This is a genomic window from Serratia sp. GW822-FHT06E05, assembly GCF_058799445.1.
In genome coordinates, this window is record NZ_JBXALM010000001.1 from 1,401,151 (window position 1) to 1,418,686 (window position 17,536).

Annotated in this window: 16 protein-coding genes; 5 read left to right on the plus strand and 11 right to left on the minus strand. The window is 58.4% G+C overall.

The features are described 5' to 3' along the window. Positions 1-61: 61 nt before the first annotated feature. Entirely contained in the window at positions 62-907 is an 846-nt protein-coding gene (gene sseA, locus AC1RKC_RS06610; RefSeq protein ID WP_371078517.1) for a 3-mercaptopyruvate sulfurtransferase, read from the plus strand. Here the strand turns inward: sseA and AC1RKC_RS06615 are convergent. Beyond that, a complete protein-coding gene (locus AC1RKC_RS06615; RefSeq protein ID WP_261158536.1) occupies positions 904-1,773 on the minus strand; it encodes a LysR substrate-binding domain-containing protein in 870 nt (289 codons plus the stop codon). The two genes, sseA and AC1RKC_RS06615, sit on opposite strands and share 4 nt — an antisense overlap. Before the next feature lie 318 nt (positions 1,774-2,091). Here AC1RKC_RS06615 and AC1RKC_RS06620 point away from each other — a divergent pair, with 318 nt between their 5' ends. Both AC1RKC_RS06620 and AC1RKC_RS06625 read left to right on the plus strand, forming a co-directional pair. Further along, on the plus strand, positions 2,092-3,306 hold the full coding sequence (locus AC1RKC_RS06620) for an FAD-dependent oxidoreductase (RefSeq protein WP_261135089.1): 1,215 nt from the start codon (positions 2,092-2,094) through the stop codon (positions 3,304-3,306). 622 nt (positions 3,307-3,928) lie between these two features. Further along, on the plus strand, positions 3,929-4,441 hold the full coding sequence (locus tag AC1RKC_RS06625) for a GNAT family N-acetyltransferase (protein WP_020825851.1): 513 nt from the start codon (positions 3,929-3,931) through the stop codon (positions 4,439-4,441). Positions 4,442-4,462: 21 nt separating this feature from the next. On the opposite strand, the gene acpA is transcribed toward AC1RKC_RS06625, so the two are convergent. The 3 genes from acpA to AC1RKC_RS06640 form a co-directional block, all read right to left on the minus strand. Next, positions 4,463-5,722 carry an acid phosphatase gene (acpA, locus tag AC1RKC_RS06630; RefSeq protein ID WP_493137955.1) on the minus strand — a complete coding sequence of 420 codons (1,260 nt, stop codon included), beginning with the start codon at positions 5,720-5,722 and terminating at the stop codon, positions 4,463-4,465. After that, positions 5,698-6,174, minus strand: a complete 477-nt coding sequence (locus AC1RKC_RS06635) for a hypothetical protein (protein WP_493091803.1) — start codon at positions 6,172-6,174, stop codon at positions 5,698-5,700. Before AC1RKC_RS06635 ends, acpA begins: the two co-directional genes overlap by 25 nt. A 169-nt stretch (positions 6,175-6,343) precedes the next feature. After that, a complete protein-coding gene (locus AC1RKC_RS06640) occupies positions 6,344-6,856 on the minus strand; it encodes a DUF2165 family protein (protein ID WP_020825849.1) in 513 nt (170 codons plus the stop codon). A gap of 140 nt (positions 6,857-6,996) precedes the next feature. Between AC1RKC_RS06640 and AC1RKC_RS06645 the strand changes: the two genes are divergently transcribed. Together AC1RKC_RS06645 and AC1RKC_RS06650 are read left to right on the plus strand one after the other, a co-directional pair. Next, positions 6,997-7,260 carry a type II toxin-antitoxin system ParD family antitoxin gene (locus AC1RKC_RS06645; RefSeq protein WP_261439859.1) on the plus strand — a complete coding sequence of 88 codons (264 nt, stop codon included), beginning with the start codon at positions 6,997-6,999 and terminating at the stop codon, positions 7,258-7,260. After that, positions 7,245-7,544 carry a type II toxin-antitoxin system RelE/ParE family toxin gene (locus AC1RKC_RS06650; protein WP_261439860.1) on the plus strand — a complete coding sequence of 100 codons (300 nt, stop codon included), beginning with the start codon at positions 7,245-7,247 and terminating at the stop codon, positions 7,542-7,544. Before AC1RKC_RS06645 ends, AC1RKC_RS06650 begins: the two co-directional genes overlap by 16 nt. Before the next feature lie 9 nt (positions 7,545-7,553). Here AC1RKC_RS06650 and urtE read toward each other — a convergent pair whose 3' ends face one another. From urtE to uca, 7 genes are all read right to left on the minus strand, one after another. Continuing rightward, a complete protein-coding gene (gene urtE, locus AC1RKC_RS06655; protein WP_046374172.1) occupies positions 7,554-8,252 on the minus strand; it encodes an urea ABC transporter ATP-binding subunit UrtE in 699 nt (232 codons plus the stop codon). A 9-nt stretch (positions 8,253-8,261) separates the two neighbouring features. Then, positions 8,262-9,068: an urea ABC transporter ATP-binding protein UrtD gene (urtD, locus tag AC1RKC_RS06660; protein ID WP_493091800.1), complete on the minus strand. Its 807-nt coding sequence runs from the start codon at positions 9,066-9,068 to the stop codon at positions 8,262-8,264. Beyond that, positions 9,065-10,141, minus strand: a complete 1,077-nt coding sequence (gene urtC / locus AC1RKC_RS06665) for an urea ABC transporter permease subunit UrtC (RefSeq protein ID WP_122077754.1) — start codon at positions 10,139-10,141, stop codon at positions 9,065-9,067. Before urtC ends, urtD begins: the two co-directional genes overlap by 4 nt. Next, on the minus strand, positions 10,141-11,721 hold the full coding sequence (gene urtB / locus AC1RKC_RS06670; protein ID WP_392456919.1) for an urea ABC transporter permease subunit UrtB: 1,581 nt from the start codon (positions 11,719-11,721) through the stop codon (positions 10,141-10,143). Before urtB ends, urtC begins: the two co-directional genes overlap by 1 nt. Before the next feature lie 61 nt (positions 11,722-11,782). After that, on the minus strand, positions 11,783-13,051 hold the full coding sequence (gene urtA / locus AC1RKC_RS06675) for an urea ABC transporter substrate-binding protein (protein WP_122077750.1): 1,269 nt from the start codon (positions 13,049-13,051) through the stop codon (positions 11,783-11,785). A 107-nt stretch (positions 13,052-13,158) separates the two neighbouring features. Further along, entirely contained in the window at positions 13,159-13,857 is a 699-nt protein-coding gene (locus AC1RKC_RS06680) for a GntR family transcriptional regulator (RefSeq protein WP_046374174.1), read from the minus strand. A gap of 54 nt (positions 13,858-13,911) precedes the next feature. Further along, positions 13,912-17,535 (minus strand): urea carboxylase, encoded by a 3,624-nt coding sequence (gene uca, locus AC1RKC_RS06685; RefSeq protein ID WP_046374175.1) that lies wholly within the window; start codon positions 17,533-17,535, stop codon positions 13,912-13,914. Between the last annotated feature and the right edge of the window lies 1 nt (position 17,536).

Consider the following 17,536-nt stretch of genomic DNA (forward strand, 5'->3'; position numbering starts at 1 on the left):
TCATCGGAGTGCGCGCTGGTGTATAGTGAAAAACCGTTTTCACCACAGGCGAACAATGACGATGAACTCTCCGTTTCTGGTTACTCCCCAATGGCTTGCACAACATATCAACGATGAAAATCTGGTCGTGGTCGATGTCAGAATGTCTCCGGTCGGCCTGGTACCGAAAAAAGATATGCTTGCCGAATTTGAACGCGGTCATATCCCGGGCGCGGTGTACTTCGATATCGATGACGTCGCGGATAAAAACACCGATCTGCCGCATATGCTGCCCACGGCGGAAGCCTTCAGCGCGGCGGCAGGCAAGTTGGGCATTAGCGATCAACACACCATTGTGTTCTATGACGAGGGCAATCAGTTCTCTGCCCCACGCGGCTGGTGGACCTTCCGTAACTTTGGCGCGCAGCAGGTTTATGTGCTGGACGAAGGCCTCAACGGCTGGACTGCGCTGGGCCAACCGCTGGAAACCGGCGCAACGCAACGCACGCAGCAAACCTTCAACGCCCGCTTCAATGCAGACGCGGTAGTCACTATGCAGCAGGTGGAACAGGCGCTGAACACGCAGGTGCAGATCCTCGACGCACGCGCCGCACCGCGTTTTTACGCTGAAGCCCCAGAGCCGCGCCCTGGCCTGCACCGTGGCCATATTCCCGGCAGCATCAATATTCCTTACGGCGAACTGCTGGAAAACGGCCGCTTCAAATCGCTGGAAGCCCTCAAGAAAACCTTCAGAGACAAGGGCGTCGATCTCAACGGGCCAATCATCACCAGCTGTGGCTCCGGGGTAACTGCGGCAGTGCTGGCTTTTGGCCTGCTTTCCCTCGATGTAAAACAGGTGAAACTGTATGACGGCGCCTGGACCGAATGGGGTGCGCTGAGCGGCAATCAGCCGATCGAGCAAGACTAGTTTTTGATTCTGTCGGCCACGATTTGCGCCAACCGCTGGATGGCCGCCGCTGGAGTTTCTTGTGCGCGATGCAACACCACGCCAAGCGGGCTTAACGTCGGTAACATGCCGGGCGGCAGAAGGGATAATCCCGACGGCAGCCCGGCATCGGTGCGTACCGTCACTCCCAGCCCGGCGCTGACGGCGGCCCATACGCCATTCAGGCTACGGCTGGTAAAGGCGACACGCCACGCAATCCCGGCGCGATCCAATGCCTGCGTCGCCGCACTGCGCATCAGGCAAGGGGCGTCGAACATCACCAACGGCAGCGGTTCATGCCCACTGCGCCAGAGCGACAGATCAAAATCAGGCGAGGCGATCCAGTGCATTTGCCTTTGCCCCAGCGCCTGGTGAAATGGCGTGCTGATGCCCCCGTCCCACGCCAGCGACAAATCCAGCTCCCCTTTCAATACCCAGTCGATCAGCTCGGCATTGCGGGCGATCCGCGCTTCGATGCGCACACGCGGATGCGCGCGAGTGAAACTGCCCAACACCTGCGGCAAAAAGGTTTCTCCGAAGTCCTCCTGTAACCCCAAGCGTACCCGGCCATGCAAATCCAGCCCGCGCACCGCGGCGGCGGCCTCATCGTTCAGCTCCAGCAGCCGGCGGGCGTAGCCCAGCAATGTCTCGCCGGCCTCGGTCATCACCATGTTGCGCCCGGCCTTGCGCAGAATCGGGGTGCCAACCTGTTGCTCCAGCTTTTTCAGGTGCGCGCTGACTGCCGAGGTTGAGCGCCCCAGCCGCTCCGCCGCTTTGGCGAAACTGCCCAACTCAATACCGGTAACGTAACTGCGCAGATCTTCGAGATCAAAGGTGACACGCCCCATACTGACCGTCCCGTTTTTAAGAACCATTAATCAAAATAATACCGATTTATGGATAAAGATGGCGCGTCAGGCATCGCGGGTCAACCGCTTTCAGCAAGGCGTTCGGAAATACTCTTCCCCTTGCCCGCCGGTGACGACGGGGCTGCCATTCAGGATGAGGTAAAGCCTGACGCCAGGCGAGCACGGGCAAAAAAATCGGTTTTCACTCTTTGACCACACAGTGCTACGGGTTGACAGCCTTATTTGATATTGATAATCATTATCATAATAAAGTTTTCAATAACGATTTGCAGGATGCGACTCGTTGAGGTCACCGCTATGCCACAGTCCCTGATCACGCCTTATGTCACCCGTTGCTGTATCGTTGGCGGCGGCCCCGCCGGGCTGATGCTCGGCTATTTGTTGGCTCGGGCTGGCATTAACGTGACGGTGCTGGAAAAACACGCCGATTTTCTGCGTGATTTTCGCGGCGATACCATTCACCCCTCGACGCTGGAAATCATGCACCAGCTTGGCCTGCTGGAAGCATTGCTGGCTCTGCCACACCAGCGTGCGGAAACGCTGCATGCCGAGATCGCCGGGCGTGACATTCGGCTGGCAGACTTCACACGCTTGCCAACCCGCTGCAAATTTATCGCCTTTATGCCGCAATGGGAGTTTCTCAACTTTCTGGCAGAAAAGGCCGCCGCCTTTCCCGAATTCACACTGATCAAGTCCGCGCAGGTGCACCAGCTGTTGTACGATCGCGGCCAGGTCTGCGGCGTGCTGGCGGACACGCCGGAAGGGCCGATCCGCGTTCGCTGCCAGTTGGTGATAGGTACCGACGGACGCAACTCGGTGGTGCGTGAACAGGCTTCTCTCAGCAGCCACAGTTTTGGCTCACCGCGCGACGTGTTGTGGATGAAAATCGATAAACAGGAAGGCGATCCGGCCTGGTCGATGGGCCACACCGGACCAAAGCAAAACTTCATCATGATCGACCGGGGTGAATACTGGCAGTGTGGCTATTCGATCGACAAAGGCAGCTTCGAGGCGATCCAACAACACGGGCTGGAGAATTTTTTACTGCAGATTGCCGAGGTGGCACCGTTCCAGGATCATCGCCTGCAAACGATCGTCAGTTGGCAACAGGTGAAGCTGCTCAGCATCCGCATCGATCGTCTGGATCAGTGGGCCAAGCCGGGCGTGCTGTGCATTGGCGATGCCGCGCACGCCATGTCACCCATCGGTGGCGTTGGGGTGAATCTGGCGATTCAGGATGCAGTCGCGACCGCCAACGCGATCATTCCCCCGCTGCGCAGCCAGCGCTTGCAGCTAAAACACCTGCAGCAGGTACAGCGACGCCGCAACTTCCCCACCAAAGCCACTCAGTTCCTGCAAATCAAAATGAGCCAGCGCAGGCCGAAAAAACGCCGTGCCGGCGAGAGCTCCAAACTGATGGCCCGGGTAGGCAACAGCCGTTGGTTGCCACATTTGTTTGGCCGGATTATCGGTCTGGGATTCAGGCGCGAGACGCCGAAACATTTGGACTGATCGGGCTCAGTCAGGATCAGGAAGAAGAGAGGAAGAGAGGAAGAGAGGAAAAGCGCTAAACCGATAATATTGGCGTGCTCACCCCCCCCTCCAGAAGCGTAATCCCCATGCTATCGGCCAGTTCGAATAGATGTATTAAAACGCTTTTATCTGTTACTGATACCGTGCTAACAGCAATAGATAACTCGTTTCCATTAAAGCGTCAGGTTCACTGGCTTCGCTTTCAATGTCGACTGCAGCTACCGGAACCTTCACTCCAGCAGACTTTGTCACCCTATCCCACGCAATCTCCAGCATTTGCATCGCCGTATTCGGATCCACCACGGAGTCACGTCAGTTTTTTACGCAAAGCGTTATTACCGACGTGACTCTGGCCTTTGGGGTTGATGAGCATCGGGATCGATTTCAACTACCAGGAATCGCGCCGAACCTTTACTTGGCTTAAGATGCTGTAGCTGATCGGCAGTGAGCATCTGCATGGCCATGGATGTCCCTGTCGACGATGGGTGTGTTGTTTCTCGGTCATACGCCCTCCGGTATGCGGATATTGAGTATATTGAGTATGCGCTGGATTGCCTAAATCCTCGCCAACGGCCCTGTTCCTATCCATCAAGAGGTTTACATGTTCAGTATTCGCCAGGCTTTACGCCATGATTTAGCGCTAGTTCGTGACGTCGGTATTCGTACTTATCAGGCCCATTTTGGCGAACTTTGGCACCATAAAGCGGAATTGGATGCTTTTTTGGCTCAGGACTTTGCGGTCGAAGCCCTGGAGCAGACCCTGCAGGATCCGGACGTGTGCTGGCTGTTGGGCTATGAAGACGAGCGTCTGGTGGGCTATGCACGGCTGAACTTCAACAGCCTGCTGGCGCCCACTCAACAGACGGGCGCAGAACTGCAGAAAATCTATTTCCTGCCGGAATATGCCGGCCAGGGTTACGGCCAGCGTTTTTTTGAACAGGTACAGCAGCGGGCACTCGAACGCCGGCAGACAACGCTGTGGCTGGAGGTGCTAAAGCGCAACACCAGCGCCCAGCGTTTTTACCAACGTCAGGGGCTGAGCATTTGCGGCGAAACCTGCTACACCAGCGCCCAAGGTTCCATCGGCATCTGGTATATGTCGAAAGCGCTGTAACTCCAGCGCTCAAGCATGAGATTAACCCGGAAACTCCAGCGTGCCGGTCAGATCCCCCAAGGGTTTCTGGCCACGCGTCGCCATTGCCTTATCGCGATCTGCCAGCCCTTCCAGCGTTGGCAAATCAAACACCCGACTGATGAATCGCAAGATGGATCCGGTATCGTACACTTGGTGATCGACATATCCCTTACGGGCGAACGGTGAGATCACCAACGCTGGAATGCGCGAGCCAGGTCCCCAACGATCCCCCTGCGGCGGTGCAACGTGATCCCACCAGCCGCCGTTTTCATCGAAGGTAATGACCACCACGCTGTTATCCCACTGCGGGCCATTACGCAGGCTATTGATAATATGGGCAATATGACGGTCTCCGGCTTCGACATCCGAATAGCCGGCGTGCATATTGAGGTTGCCCTGTGGCTTGTAGAAAGCGACCGGCGGCAAGGTGCCCGCTTCCACCGCCGCCAGGAATTTATTGCCGGCGGTTGAATCGCCAATGCCGCCATCACGCAAATGAGCTTCGCGCGCCTGCGGGTTGGCCGGCCCCAGATTTTCAAAGTAATTGAACGGTTGATGATGATACTGAAAATCCGGTGCGCCGGGGAAATCACCCTGATCTTTGCGGTTGTCCAGCGCGTACTGCCAACCACCGGCGTACCAGGCCCAATCGATCCCTTTCTGGCTGAGCAAATCGCCAACGTGCGGGTGTTTCTGTGGCGGCATAACGTTGGGCATGGTGGCATCCGCCAACGTCGGATCTTTCTCATCCTGCGTCCATGACGGCCAGTACGGTGGCGCCATGGTATTGACCGCGTAACCGTCCGGCGTCAGCAGGCTTTTGCCGAACAGCGGAATGCCGAATGAAGCGCTGACCGGCGAATCGCTCAGCGGCTTTAAACGCCAGTCCGTCACGTCGTCGCTTTCAAGCTGAGCAATGCCGTCTTTGGCGACAGAGTTTTGCACGTCGGGGTAGAACGGTGGGCGGGCGCAAATCAGATACTGATGATTGAGGAACGAGCCGCCAAACGCCCCCTGGAAGAAGTTATCGCACAGGGTAAATTCCTGCGCCAACGTCCATAGCCGCAGGTTGTATGCGCCGTCGCCGTAATAGCCCATGGTCAGAGCACCGGAATCGGCCCAGGCGACGAATTTGTCATTTTTGCCGCCGTTGATCTGCATCTGGTTCTGATAAAACACGTGCCACAAATCGCGAGTTACCACGCCATGCGGCAGGTTTTCGCCCTGCGGCCCGGTCAGTACAAACGGCTGATTCGGCAGTTGAGTGGAAAAACCGCATCTTCGTCGATTTTGTAGTTAACATGCCCGACTTCCTGAGCCTTCGGCACCAGGCCTTTCCAGATCGGCGGCAGCGTATCCAGCAGTTGACCATCGCGATCGCGCTGCTGGTACTCCTCCGGCTTGAGCGCCGACAGCGGTTTTTCTACCCCGGGGAAATTGGCGAACAGGTTGTTGAAGCTGCGGTTTTCGGCGTAAATCACCACCACATTCTTCACATAGCGTCGCAGCAATGAGTTTTGCGCACTTTGCGGCAAAGCGTTTAGCAGCACTTTTTTGTTCCCCTCCGCCGCGGCTCCGGCCAAGGGGGCAATGGAGGCGCCAACGCCCAATGCCGTCGCCCCCGCCAAAAAGCGGCGACGCGCCGGGTTGCTCGGTTGCTGCTGTTGATCCTGCGCCGACGGCGGCAAATCATTCTGTGGTTTATCGCTCATGCCTGTTCCCTTAAAAAATTTAACCTGTTGATTTATTATCAATTTATTTAAGAGTCATTATGCTATGGCACAATTATGAACGAAATGTGACAGACTGCGGCAGGTTAGCATTTGGCAACACTTTCGCGAACTTCGCCGCAGTTTTATTAAAATGTCGCCCCCTCAGCGCCTATCGCGAGTCCCGTTGCAACATCAACAACATCAGCGCCAGCGTATTGGGCACCATATACAGCAAGGCTCCCAGCTGCACCGCCAGCGGATCCTCCTTGGCCTGCCAGGCCATAAACCAGTCGCCGGCGACCACCATAAAACCGATCCCCCATACTGTAATCGCACATAGCGCACCCAGCATGGCCCAGGCTTTGCCTCTGGCGAACGTCGCATAAGAGTGACCCCTATGTTTCACCATCAGCACTATGCCCAAGGTTGCCGCGATCCCGGCCAGAGATTCCAGCAGGGTAATAAACGCCAACCCGACCATTCCGGCCCAGGGCGCGGTGATGGCACGCCACATCAGACCGGGCACCTGATAGGTATTTTGCATAGTTAGCAGGGGCCCCACGGCATGCCGGGCGGTATTGGCAAAATCCGCAGTATTGTTCAGCAGGCTGAAAATCCCCCACAGGGCCGGGAACAGTGACAGGACGATACAAGACAGGCGTGAGATATTGATTTCGTTCATAATTATCCTTAATTATTTTAGGTGTATCCCCGATTATCCAAACGGACCGAGGTTTGCAGTCGGTCAGTTCCTGAAGTATCTTAGCAACTATATTGTAAGAACAAATCTTACAAAAGAGACATAATTGATGGAGGCGCACAATGGGCAGAACATTAACGGTAGACCTGGGTGAAGAACTGCGTGGGTTTGTCGAAGGCCTGGTCGCCAGCGGCGACTACCGTACCCCAAGCGAGGTCATCCGCGAATCGGTACGTACCCTGCGCGAACGTACAGCTGCATCAAAACTGGAAGAACTGCGCCGCTTGATCGCCGAAGGTGAAAATAGTGGCGATGCCCAAGAGTGGGATCAAGATGTGTTCATGGAAAGAATACGGAGTAAAACAAAAGGATGCGGAGAAAACTAGTCGTCCGCCCAAAAACGCTGGATGACATGGAAAGTATTTATTTCTATGGCCTGGAGCGGTATGGATTACAAGCCGCCGAAGGCTACCTTAACCATATTCATAAGGCATTTGATAATCTTAGCCATTTTCAGCTTGGCAGAAACGTAGCCTTGATTGCACAAGATCTCTGCGTTCTGCCAGCCACTGGGCATCTCATTTATTTTCGTGAAGATATCCATTGGGTAAGAATCATCAGGGTTTTGCATCACTCCCGGGATCCCACCCGCACGCAATTTATTGGGTAATCCCCACGTTTATATCGCCACCAGCCCGCGTACGCCGTCCTGCTCCATCGCGCTGCCTGCCCCGCGCTGAATGATGCTGCCACGCGACATCACCAGATAGCTGTCTGCCAATTCGGCGGCAAAATCATAGAACTGCTCTACCAGCAGGATCGCCATATCACCACCTGCCGCCAACTGCTTGATCACAGCGCCGATCTCTTTGATCACCGAAGGTTGGATCCCCTCGGTCGGCTCGTCGAGGATCAACAACTGCGGCCGACAGGCCAGCGCACGCCCAATCGCCAACTGCTGTTGCTGCCCGCCAGAGAGATCGCCACCGCGCCGATCTTTCATCTGCAACAGGACAGGGAATAACTCATAAATATGTTCCGGCACCTTACGTGCCTCCGAGCCGGAAAAACGCGCCAGCCCCATCAGCAAGTTTTCCTCTACCGTCAGGCGCGGGAAAATCTCTCGCCCCTGCGGCACATAGGCGATCCCCGCTTGTACACGCTGGTGCGGTTTTTTGCCGTTAAGGGCCGTACCCTGCCAACTGAGGGTGCCGCTTTTAACCGGGATCAGCCCCATCAGGCATTTCAGCAGCGTGGTTTTCCCCACGCCGTTGCGCCCCAGCAGGCAAGTCACCTCACCGATGCGGGCCTCAAACGACAGGCCGCGTAAAATATGGCTGCCGCCGTAGTATTGATTCAGCTCGTTAACCTGCAACATAGTGGTTCCTCAGCGCCCCAAATAGACTTCAATCACCTGCTCGTTGGCCTGCACCTGCACCAAAGAGCCCTCCGCCAGCACCTGGCCCTGATGCAGTACGGTGACATGATCGGCGATGGTTTCGACAAAGCCCATGTCGTGCTCTACCACCATCAGTGAATGCTTGCCCGCCAATGCGCTGAACAGCTCGGCGGTGTACTCGGTTTCCGCATCCGTCATTCCTGCTGCCGGTTCGTCGAGCAGCAACAGGTGCGGCTCCTGCACCAACAGCATGCCAATCTCAAGAAATTGCTTCTGCCCGTGGGACAGCAGTCCGGCGGGCCGATGTCGCTCATGGCCCAGCCGCAAGGTTTTCAGCATTTCATCGATACGGTCGCGCTGTTCGCCGCTCAGCCTGGCGCGCAGGCAGGCCCACACCGATTTCTTCGCCTTCTGGGCAATCTCAAGATTTTCGAACACCGTCAGTGCCTCAAACACCGTAGGCTTTTGGAACTTGCGGCCAATGCCGGCCTGGGCAATCTGCATCGGATCCAACGCGGTCAGATCGACAGTTTGATCGTAAAACACTCTGCCGCTGTCCGGTCGGGTTTTGCCGGTGATCACATCCATCAAGGTGGTTTTCCCTGCCCCGTTTGGCCCGATCACACAGCGCAATTCCCCTACGCCAATCTGCAGCGACAAATCGCTCAGTGCGCGAAAACCGTCGAAGCTGACGTTGATCTTGTCGAGCAACAGCACCGGATCGGTTTGCTGGCGATGTTTATCCGCCGGCAACGCTTGGGTGAACAACTCGTCAGTCATTTGCAGCGAATTCATTGTGATTTCCCTCTGCGTAGCAGGCCGATAACCCCTTTGGGCAAGAACAGCGTGACGATGATAAACATCAGGCCAAGGAAGAACTGCCAGTATTCCGGGATCGCCATGGTGAACCAACTTTTGGCACCGTTGACGATACCGGCACCGAGCAGCGGCCCCACCAAGGTGCCGCGTCCGCCGAGTGCCACCCAGATAGCGGCCTCGATCGAGTTGGTCGGCGACATTTCACCCGGGTTGATAATGCCCACCTGCGGCACATATAACGCCCCGGCCAGGCCGCACAGCACCGCCGACAGCGTCCAGACGAACAGCTTGAAACCTTTTGGATCGTAGCCGCAAAACGTCAGGCGATTCTCCGCATCGCGCACCGCGGTTAATACCCGGCCAAACTTGCTGCGCGCCAGGGCAAAGCCGATCGCCAAACTGGCCGCCAGCAACAACACCGTTGCCAGAAACAACGCCACCCGCGTGCCGGTCGCGGTGATCGGAAAACCCAGCAGCGTGGTGAAGCCGGTAAAGCCGTTGTTACCGCCAAACCCGGTTTCGTTGCGGAAGAACAGCAGCATGCCAGCATAGGTCAATGCCTGCGTCATGATGGAAAAATAGACGCCTTTGATTTTTGAACGGAAGGCGAAGTAGCCGAAGACAAAAGCCAGCACGCCCGGCACCAGCACAATCAGGCACAATGCCCAGGCGAAATACTGGGTGCCGCTCCAAAACCAGGGCAGTTCGCTCCAGGACAAGAACGCCATAAAGCTCGGCAGGCCCTCTCCCGCCGCCTGGCGCATCAGGTACATGCCCATGGCATAGCCACCCAGGGCGAAAAACAGCCCATGACCCAGGGACAACAACCCGGCATAGCCCCACACCAGATCAAGCGCCACCGCCACCACGGCATAGCACAGAATTTTGCCTACCAGCGTCAGGGTATAGGTGGAGATCGCCAGCGGGTGATCCGCCGGTAACAGCGCGAGAAACGGCATGATTAACAGCGTCAGCAACGCCAGCCCGCCGATGCCGAGCGCCAGCCGGGGGGCCTTTTGCACCCCGGTTACAGTCAAAGGTTGGCTCATCAGTCATTCACCCTGCCCTTGAGGGCAAATAGCCCCTGAGGACGCTTTTGAATAAACAGGACAATCAGCGCCAGGATCAGGATTTTACCCAGCACGGCGCCAATCTGTGGTTCGAGAATTTTGTTGAGGATACCGAGGCCAAAAGCCGCCACCACCGTACCGGCCAACTGGCCCACGCCGCCAAGCACCACCACCAGGAAGGAGTCGATGATATAACCCTGCCCCAGCTCGGGCCCGACATTGCCCAACTGCGACAAGGCTACGCCGCCCAACCCGGCAATGCCGGACCCCAACCCGAATGCCAGCATATCGACACGGCCGGTGGGCACACCGCAACACGCGGCCATGCCGCGGTTTTGCGTCACGGCTCGCACGTTCATGCCCAGTCGGGTTTTATTCAGCAACAGCCAGGTGAGGATCAGGACCAACGCCACAAACACGATGACGGCAATGCGGTTCCACGGCAGCACCAGATTCGGCAGGAGCTGAATACCGCCCGACAGCCAGGCCGGGTTTGCGACCTCCACGTTTTGCGCACCGAACAACACCCGTACCCCTTGGATCAGCACCAGGCTAATGCCCCAGGTGGCCAACAGCGTTTCCAGCGGTCGGCCGTAAAGGTGGCGGATCACCGTGCGCTCCAGCGCCATGCCGATGCAGGCCGTGATGGCGAACGCCACTGGCAGCGCCACCAGCGGATACAGCGCCAGCCACTGCGGCGCAAACTGCTGAAACAGCCCCTGTACCAGATAAGCCGAATAGGCGCCGAGCATCAGCATTTCGCCGTGCGCCATGTTGATCACCCCCAGCAGGCCATAGGTGATTGCCAAACCGAGCGCCGCCAACAGCAGGATCGAACCCAGCGACAGACCGGTAAATGCCTGGCCGATCAGGTCACCGATCATCAGCCGATGTTTCACGCTGCTCAGGCTTTTCATCGCTTCGGCACGTACCGCGGCGTCCGGCTCATGGCCTTTCTCCGTCAACGCCTGCAGGCGCGTTTGCGTTTCAGGATCGCCCGAGCTGCCAAGCAAGCGCACCGCGTTGAGGCGTACCCCGGCATCGGCATCGTTAAGTTGCAGATTCGCCAGCGCGATGCTCAATGCCTCATGCACCCGGCTGTCTTGTTCCAGCGCCAAACGCTGGGTCAGCAGCGGCAACTGATCGCTTTGCGCCTCGCGCTGCAGGGCCTGCGCCGCCTGTAAACGCACCGCCGGGTCCTCGCTGACCAGCCGATGCGCCGACAGTGCGTTGGCAATCAGGATGCGCAGCCGGTTGTTCAACCACAGCTTCTTCGGTGTGCCGACCGGGGCAGCGCTGCCAGACAAGGGCTGGTAATTTTCGCCCTGCTGGACAAAGGCATGTTTGGCGTCGTCGATCACCACACTTTCTTGTTTCAGCGCTTGCAGCAACGGCAGTCGCGAAGCATCCGGCGCGGTGGCCCATGCCTGTAATAATTTGGCTTGCTGCGTGCGATTGGCCGTAGCAAATTCATCGGCCGGCCCCGCCTGCGCGAACATCGGCAGGCAGCACAGCAGAAAACACAGAGGCCTGAGTTGGCTTAAAGAGAAAAGTTTCATCGGGTGTCTCGTCGCAATGGGGCGTCGTAGCCTGCCCCCGCCGCAGCGGGGGAACCGGGTTTTACTGACCGCCTTTTACCGGGTGATCCGGCTTTTTGTCGTTGCCGGCAATGTACGGGCTCCACGGCTGAGCGCGAACAGGCGCATCGGTCTGCCACACCACGTTGAACTGACCGTTGCCTTCAATCTCACCGATCATCACCGGCTTATGCAGATGGTGGTTGGTGGCGTCCATGGTCAGGGTAAAGCCCGATGGCGCAGCGAAGGTCTGTCCGGCCATGGCGGCGCGCACCTTATCAACGTCGGTAGTTCCGGCCTTCTCAACCGCCTGCGCCCACATGTGAATGCCGACATAGGTCGCTTCCATCGGGTCGTTGGTCACGGCGGTGGCGTAGTTCGGCAAGTTATGGGCCTTGGCGTAGGCTCGCCATTCGCTGACAAACTGCTTGTTGGTCGGGTTATCCACCGACTCGAAGTAGTTCCAGGCCGCCAGGTTACCCACCAGCGGTTTGGTGTCGATACCGCGCAGCTCTTCTTCACCGACCGAGAAGGCAATAACCGGCACATCGGTAGCCTTGATCCCCTGGTTGGCCAGCTCTTTGTAGAAGGGGACGTTGGAGTCACCGTTGATGGTGGAGATCACCGCCGTTTTGCCCCCGGCGGAGAATTTTTTAATGTTGGCGACAATGGTCTGATAGTCGCTGTAACCGAACGGCGTATAGACCTCTTCAATGTCTTTATCCGGGATCCCTTTCGAATGCAGGAAGGCGCGCAGTATCTTGTTGGTGGTGCGCGGATACACGTAGTCGGTTCCCAACAGGAAGAAGCGTTTGGCCGCTCCGCCGTCTTCGCTCAGCAGATACTCCACCGCCGGGATTGCCTGCTGGTTAGGCGCGGCACCGGTGTAGAACACGTTCGGCGACATCTCTTCCCCTTCGTACTGCACCGGGTAAAACAGCAGGCCGTTCAGCTCTTCAAACACCGGCAGCACTGACTTGCGCGACACCGAAGTCCAGCAGCCAAACACCGCCGCCACCTTGTCCTGACTCAACAGCTGACGCGCCTTCTCGGCGAACAGCGGCCAATTGGAGGCCGGATCCACCACCACCGGCTCAAGCTTTTTACCCAACACGCCACCTTTGGCGTTGATATCGTCGATGGTCATCAGCGCCACGTCTTTCAGCGGCGTTTCAGAAATCGCCATGGTGCCGGACAGCGAGCTCAGGATACCGACCTTGATGGTGTCGGCGGCCTGTACGCCCCAGGCCATCCCCATGCCGATCACGGTGGCGGACAACGCAAAAGCTTTTATAAAGTGACGACGTTGCATAATTCAAACTCCTGATGTTGATGTTAGAAAACCCACCTTGTTAAGAAGAATTAACCCTATGAATTTCGAGTTGCAGCCAACAACGCTGCAGCTCGAAAGACGCCGGGTTATGGCTGACGAAGCCGGGCCTGATGCAGCATATGCAGAGTTATTTTTCTTACTTCAGCCTTGCTGACGGCAATATGGTGACTGAGCCGCGTTTGCGCCTCCTCGGTTCGGTGTTGCAAGATCGCCCGCAAAATGGCGGCGTGTTCGTTGTAGGTCGCCTCCACCCGGCTTTCCTGGGTGAAATCGAGCCGACGTATGATGCGAATTTTCTCGGTCAAATCGCGGTGAATACGCGCCATTTCTCCATTCCCCGCCGCCTCGACCAGCGCCATATGAAACTGCTCGTCGTGCACTGAGACGGTTTTTCCCTCCTCCAGCCGCGGTTCGTCGATCCAAAAACGGGTAAGCGCCGCCAACTGCCCCGGCACCTCGCCCATTGGCCGAGCGCACAGCCGTTTTACCGCTTCGCACTCCAACACGATGCGCAGGTCATACAGTTCTTCGAAGTAGGCAAAATCGAACGGGCGCACCTGCCAGCCGCTGCGAAAATGCACCTCTACGTAGCCTTCGCGCTCCAGCCAGAACAACGCCTGACGCACTGGCGTACGGCTGACGTCCATACGCACGGCAATTTCGTTTTCGCTGAAGCGATCGCCCGGCAGCAGGTGAAAATCAAAAATGTCGTCCTTGAGCTGCAGATAGATACGTTCCGCCAGCCCCTCCGGCCGAGCTTTGCTGCGGTTATTGGTGATTTGCATCGCATGCCTCTCCGTGGGCGCGGCATAGCGCGCCCCGACGTGAATGATTGAGCGTCAGCTGGCGTGTTCCAGCCACAGCAGCGCATCGCCCGGCCCCACCGGTCGTCCCTGCTGGCAACTGATGCGCTTGATGATCCCGGCGCGCGGCGCGGTGACCGCCAGTTCCATTTTCATCGCCTCGACCACGATCAGCGGTTGACCGGCTTCTACCCTCTGCCCCGGCTCGACCAGGATCTTCCACACGCTGCCATTCAGGTCGGCGCTGACCAGGTCGCCATCCACCTCTTCCTCATCAGTCTGCGGTGGCAACAATTGGGCCTCGGCCTCCCCTTCTTCCGCCTGCCAGCGCGTCACTTCGTGGCTGAATGCTTGTTGTTGGCGCTGCTGGAAGGCGTTGATGTCTTCCGCGTTTTCCGCCAGAAAACGGCGGTAATCGGCAAAATCGAATTCGCTGTCCTCAATGCGGATCTGCGCGCGCCCTTCGCGGAATGCCTCGCGCTGCTCATCCAGCTCCTGCTCGCTCACCGGGTAGAAACGCACCTGATCGAAGAAATGCAGCAGCCAGGGCTCACCGGGGTTGAACTGCGGGTTTTTGAGAAATTTGTTCCAAATCGGCAAGGTACGTCCGACCAACTGATAGCCGCCCGGCGAATCCATGCCATAGATGCACATGTACATGCCGCCGATGCCAACCGTGCCTTCGGCGGTATGGGTGCGCGCCGGGTTGTATTTGGAACTGAGCAAACGGTGCCGCGGGTCGATCGGCACCGCGCAGGGTGCGCCCAGGTAGACGTCGCCCAGCCCGAGGATCAGGTAGCTGGCGTCGAAGATGATGTCGCGCACCTGCTCGCGGCTGCCGAGCCCGTTGATGCGCTGGATAAAATCGACGTTGTTCGGCAACCAGGGAGCCGACGAACGCACCGTCTGCTGGTAACGTTCCACCGCGCCCAGCGTGGCGGAATCTTCAAACGCCATCGGCAGATAAACCGTTCGCGTCGGCACTTTCAGCTGGCTGACATCACCCAACGCCTGTTCGCGCGCCAACAAGCGCTGGAGTAAATCGGCCTGACCGATAATGCGGCTGTCATAACGGATCTGCAGCGATCGCACGCCGGGAGCCAGCTCCTCCACGCCCAGGATCACGTCCTGCTTGAGCGATTGCATCAGCAAATGGATGCGCAGCCGCAGCGCCAGATCGAGCACGTTGTCGCCGTACTCCAGCAAAATGTAACCATCCCCGGCCTGGCGATAGACCACTGCCGGCCGACTGTCGGTGGCCGGTAACGCCGCCACTATGGCGGCGGAGGCGGTCGTGCCCGGCATCAGATCCGGCGGTGCCAGGGTGATAGCCTTCACCGCTGCCAGGGCTTCGATACTGCCGAGCTGCGCCTGCTCCAGCGACTGCGCCTGCTTGAAACCGATAGGATGAAAACGGATGCGATCCCCTGGTTTCACCTGACCGACCTTCCACAGCTCCGCCCTGGCGATGGTCACCGGGCAAACAAAGCCGCCCAGGCTCGGTCCGTCGCGGGTAAGGATCACCGGGAAATCGCCGGTGAAGTTAATCGAACCGATGGCGTACTCGCAGTCGTGCACGTTGGACGGGTGTAGCCCCGCCTCGCCGCCGTCCTGTCGCGCCCATTCCGGTTTAGGCCCGGACAGGCGTACACCCAACCGGTTGGAGTTGTAATGCACCTGCCATTCGGCGGCAAAGAAACGTTCGATGGATGACGGGGTAAAGAAGTCGGGTGCGCCGTGCGGACCATACAGCACGCCGATATTCCACAGATTGCCGTACTGCGGGATCAGGCTTTCGTCCATTGCCTGCGGGGCCGCAATCGGCGCCGGAGTCGTGGCGGCAGCCAAACCCGGTTGCGATACCGCCAGCATGTCCGCCACGCGCAGGGTACGGCCGGCGTGGCCGCCAAACTGCCCCAGCGCAAAGGTCGAACGGCTGCCCAGATACACCGGCACGTCAAAACCATTGCGTACCGCCAGATAGGTACGGCATCCCCGCTGTGCTCGCCCCAAACGCAGTACCTGACCGGCACGCACCGCTATCGGCTGCCAGTAGGCCACGGCCTCACCGTCCAGATCGGCGGGACAATCCGCGCCGGTCAGGGCAATGATGGCGTCGCAGTGAAAACGCAGGGTCGGCCCCTGCAGGGTAAACTCCAACCCGGCGGCGCTGGGGTGGTTGCCAACAATGCGGTTGGCCAGCCGGAAAGCGAAGTCGTCCATCGGCCCGGACGGCGGCACGCCGATATCCCAATAGCCAACACGGCCGGGATAATCCTGCACGCTGCTGTAGGTGCCCGGCTGCAGCACTTCAATGCTATTGGGTTGGAACCGGAAGCTGTCCAGCATGCGTGTCCAGACGCTGCCGTTCTGGAATGCCTCGGTCGCAATCACCTGTCGCAGGTAGTCCAGGTTAGTGGCAATCCCGTGCAGTCGGGTTGCATCCAGCGCGACACGCATTTTCTCCAGCGCCTGGCGGCGGTCTTCGCCATGAACGATCAGCTTGGCGATCATCGGGTCATAAAAGGCCGACACTTCGCTGCCGGTGGCCACCCAACCGTCGACGCGCACATCGTCCGGAAAGTGCACTTCAGTCAGCACGCCGGGGCTGGGTTGGAAATGCTTCAGAGGATCTTCGGCATAAATGCGCACTTCAATCGATGCCCCCTGCGGCGCTCGTTGCAACGCCGCCCAGTCCAGCGCATCGCCCGCCGCCACCTGCAACATGCATTCGATCAGATCCAGCCCGGTGACACATTCAGTCACCGGATGCTCCACTTGCAGGCGAGTATTCACTTCCAGAAAATAAAACTCGTCACGTGCAGCGTCGTAGATAAATTCCACGGTGCCGGCGCTGCGGTAGTTGACCGACGCCCCCAGCGCCACAGCGGCTTGATGCAGCGCCTGACGCGTGGCGGTGGGCAGATTCGGTGCCGGGGTTTCCTCCACCACTTTCTGGTTGCGGCGTTGCAATGAGCAGTCGCGCTCACCCAGCGCCACCACCCAGCCCTGACCGTCACCAAATATTTGCACTTCCACGTGCCGGGCCTGATCGACAAAGCGCTCAATAAAGGCCCCAGAGTCGCGGAAGAACTGCTCGCCCAGGCGTTTTACGCTGTCATAAGCCTCACGCAGCGCGGCTTCATCGTCGCAGCGCGTCAGGCCAATGCCACCGCCACCGGCGGTACTTTTCAGCATCACCGGATAGCCAATGCGGCCGGCGGCGCTGACCGCCTCCTCAACGCTGTTCAGCAGTCCCGTACCCGGCGTCATCGGCACCTGCGCCACCGCCGCCAGCTCGCGAGCACGGTGTTTCAGGCCAAACTCGCGGATTTGCGCCGCCGTCGGGCCGATAAAAGCGATGCCCGCCGTTTCACAGGCGTCGGCAAACTCGGCGCTCTCGGAAAGAAAGCCATAGCCCGGATAAATCGCCTGCGCGCCGGTTTGCGCCGCGGCAGCCAGGATCTTGTCGATGCACAGATAGCTGTCAGCGGCCTTGTCGCCACCGAGCGGTATCGCCAGATTAGCCTCGGTCACGTGCGGCGCATTGCGATCGGCGTCGGAATAGACCGCTACGCTGGTGATGCCCAAACGTTTCAGGGTGCGGATCGCCCGGCAGGCAATTTCGCCGCGGTTGGCAATTAATACGGTTGTAAACATG

Excerpts from the sequence above, each read along its gene's own strand:
- sseA (WP_371078517.1), top strand. The coding sequence starts at position 62 with ATGAACTCTCCGTTTCTGGTTACTCCCCAATGGCTTGCACAACATATC.
- AC1RKC_RS06640 (WP_020825849.1), bottom strand. The coding sequence starts at position 6,856 with ATGAACGAAATCAATATCTCACGCCTGTCTTGTATCGTCCTGTCACTG.
- AC1RKC_RS06650 (WP_261439860.1), top strand. The coding sequence starts at position 7,245 with ATGCGGAGAAAACTAGTCGTCCGCCCAAAAACGCTGGATGACATGGAA.
- urtE (WP_046374172.1), bottom strand. The coding sequence starts at position 8,252 with ATGTTGCAGGTTAACGAGCTGAATCAATACTACGGCGGCAGCCATATT.
- AC1RKC_RS06615 (WP_261158536.1), bottom strand. The coding sequence starts at position 1,773 with ATGGGGCGTGTCACCTTTGATCTCGAAGATCTGCGCAGTTACGTTACC.
- uca (WP_046374175.1), bottom strand. The coding sequence starts at position 17,535 with ATGTTTACAACCGTATTAATTGCCAACCGCGGCGAAATTGCCTGCCGG.
- AC1RKC_RS06680 (WP_046374174.1), bottom strand. The coding sequence starts at position 13,857 with ATGCAAATCACCAATAACCGCAGCAAAGCTCGGCCGGAGGGGCTGGCG.
- urtD (WP_493091800.1), bottom strand. The coding sequence starts at position 9,068 with ATGAATTCGCTGCAAATGACTGACGAGTTGTTCACCCAAGCGTTGCCG.
- urtC (WP_122077754.1), bottom strand. The coding sequence starts at position 10,141 with ATGAGCCAACCTTTGACTGTAACCGGGGTGCAAAAGGCCCCCCGGCTG.
- AC1RKC_RS06645 (WP_261439859.1), top strand. The coding sequence starts at position 6,997 with ATGGGCAGAACATTAACGGTAGACCTGGGTGAAGAACTGCGTGGGTTT.
- AC1RKC_RS06635 (WP_493091803.1), bottom strand. The coding sequence starts at position 6,174 with ATGAGCGATAAACCACAGAATGATTTGCCGCCGTCGGCGCAGGATCAA.
- AC1RKC_RS06620 (WP_261135089.1), top strand. The coding sequence starts at position 2,092 with ATGCCACAGTCCCTGATCACGCCTTATGTCACCCGTTGCTGTATCGTT.
- urtA (WP_122077750.1), bottom strand. The coding sequence starts at position 13,051 with ATGCAACGTCGTCACTTTATAAAAGCTTTTGCGTTGTCCGCCACCGTG.
- AC1RKC_RS06625 (WP_020825851.1), top strand. The coding sequence starts at position 3,929 with ATGTTCAGTATTCGCCAGGCTTTACGCCATGATTTAGCGCTAGTTCGT.
- urtB (WP_392456919.1), bottom strand. The coding sequence starts at position 11,721 with ATGAAACTTTTCTCTTTAAGCCAACTCAGGCCTCTGTGTTTTCTGCTG.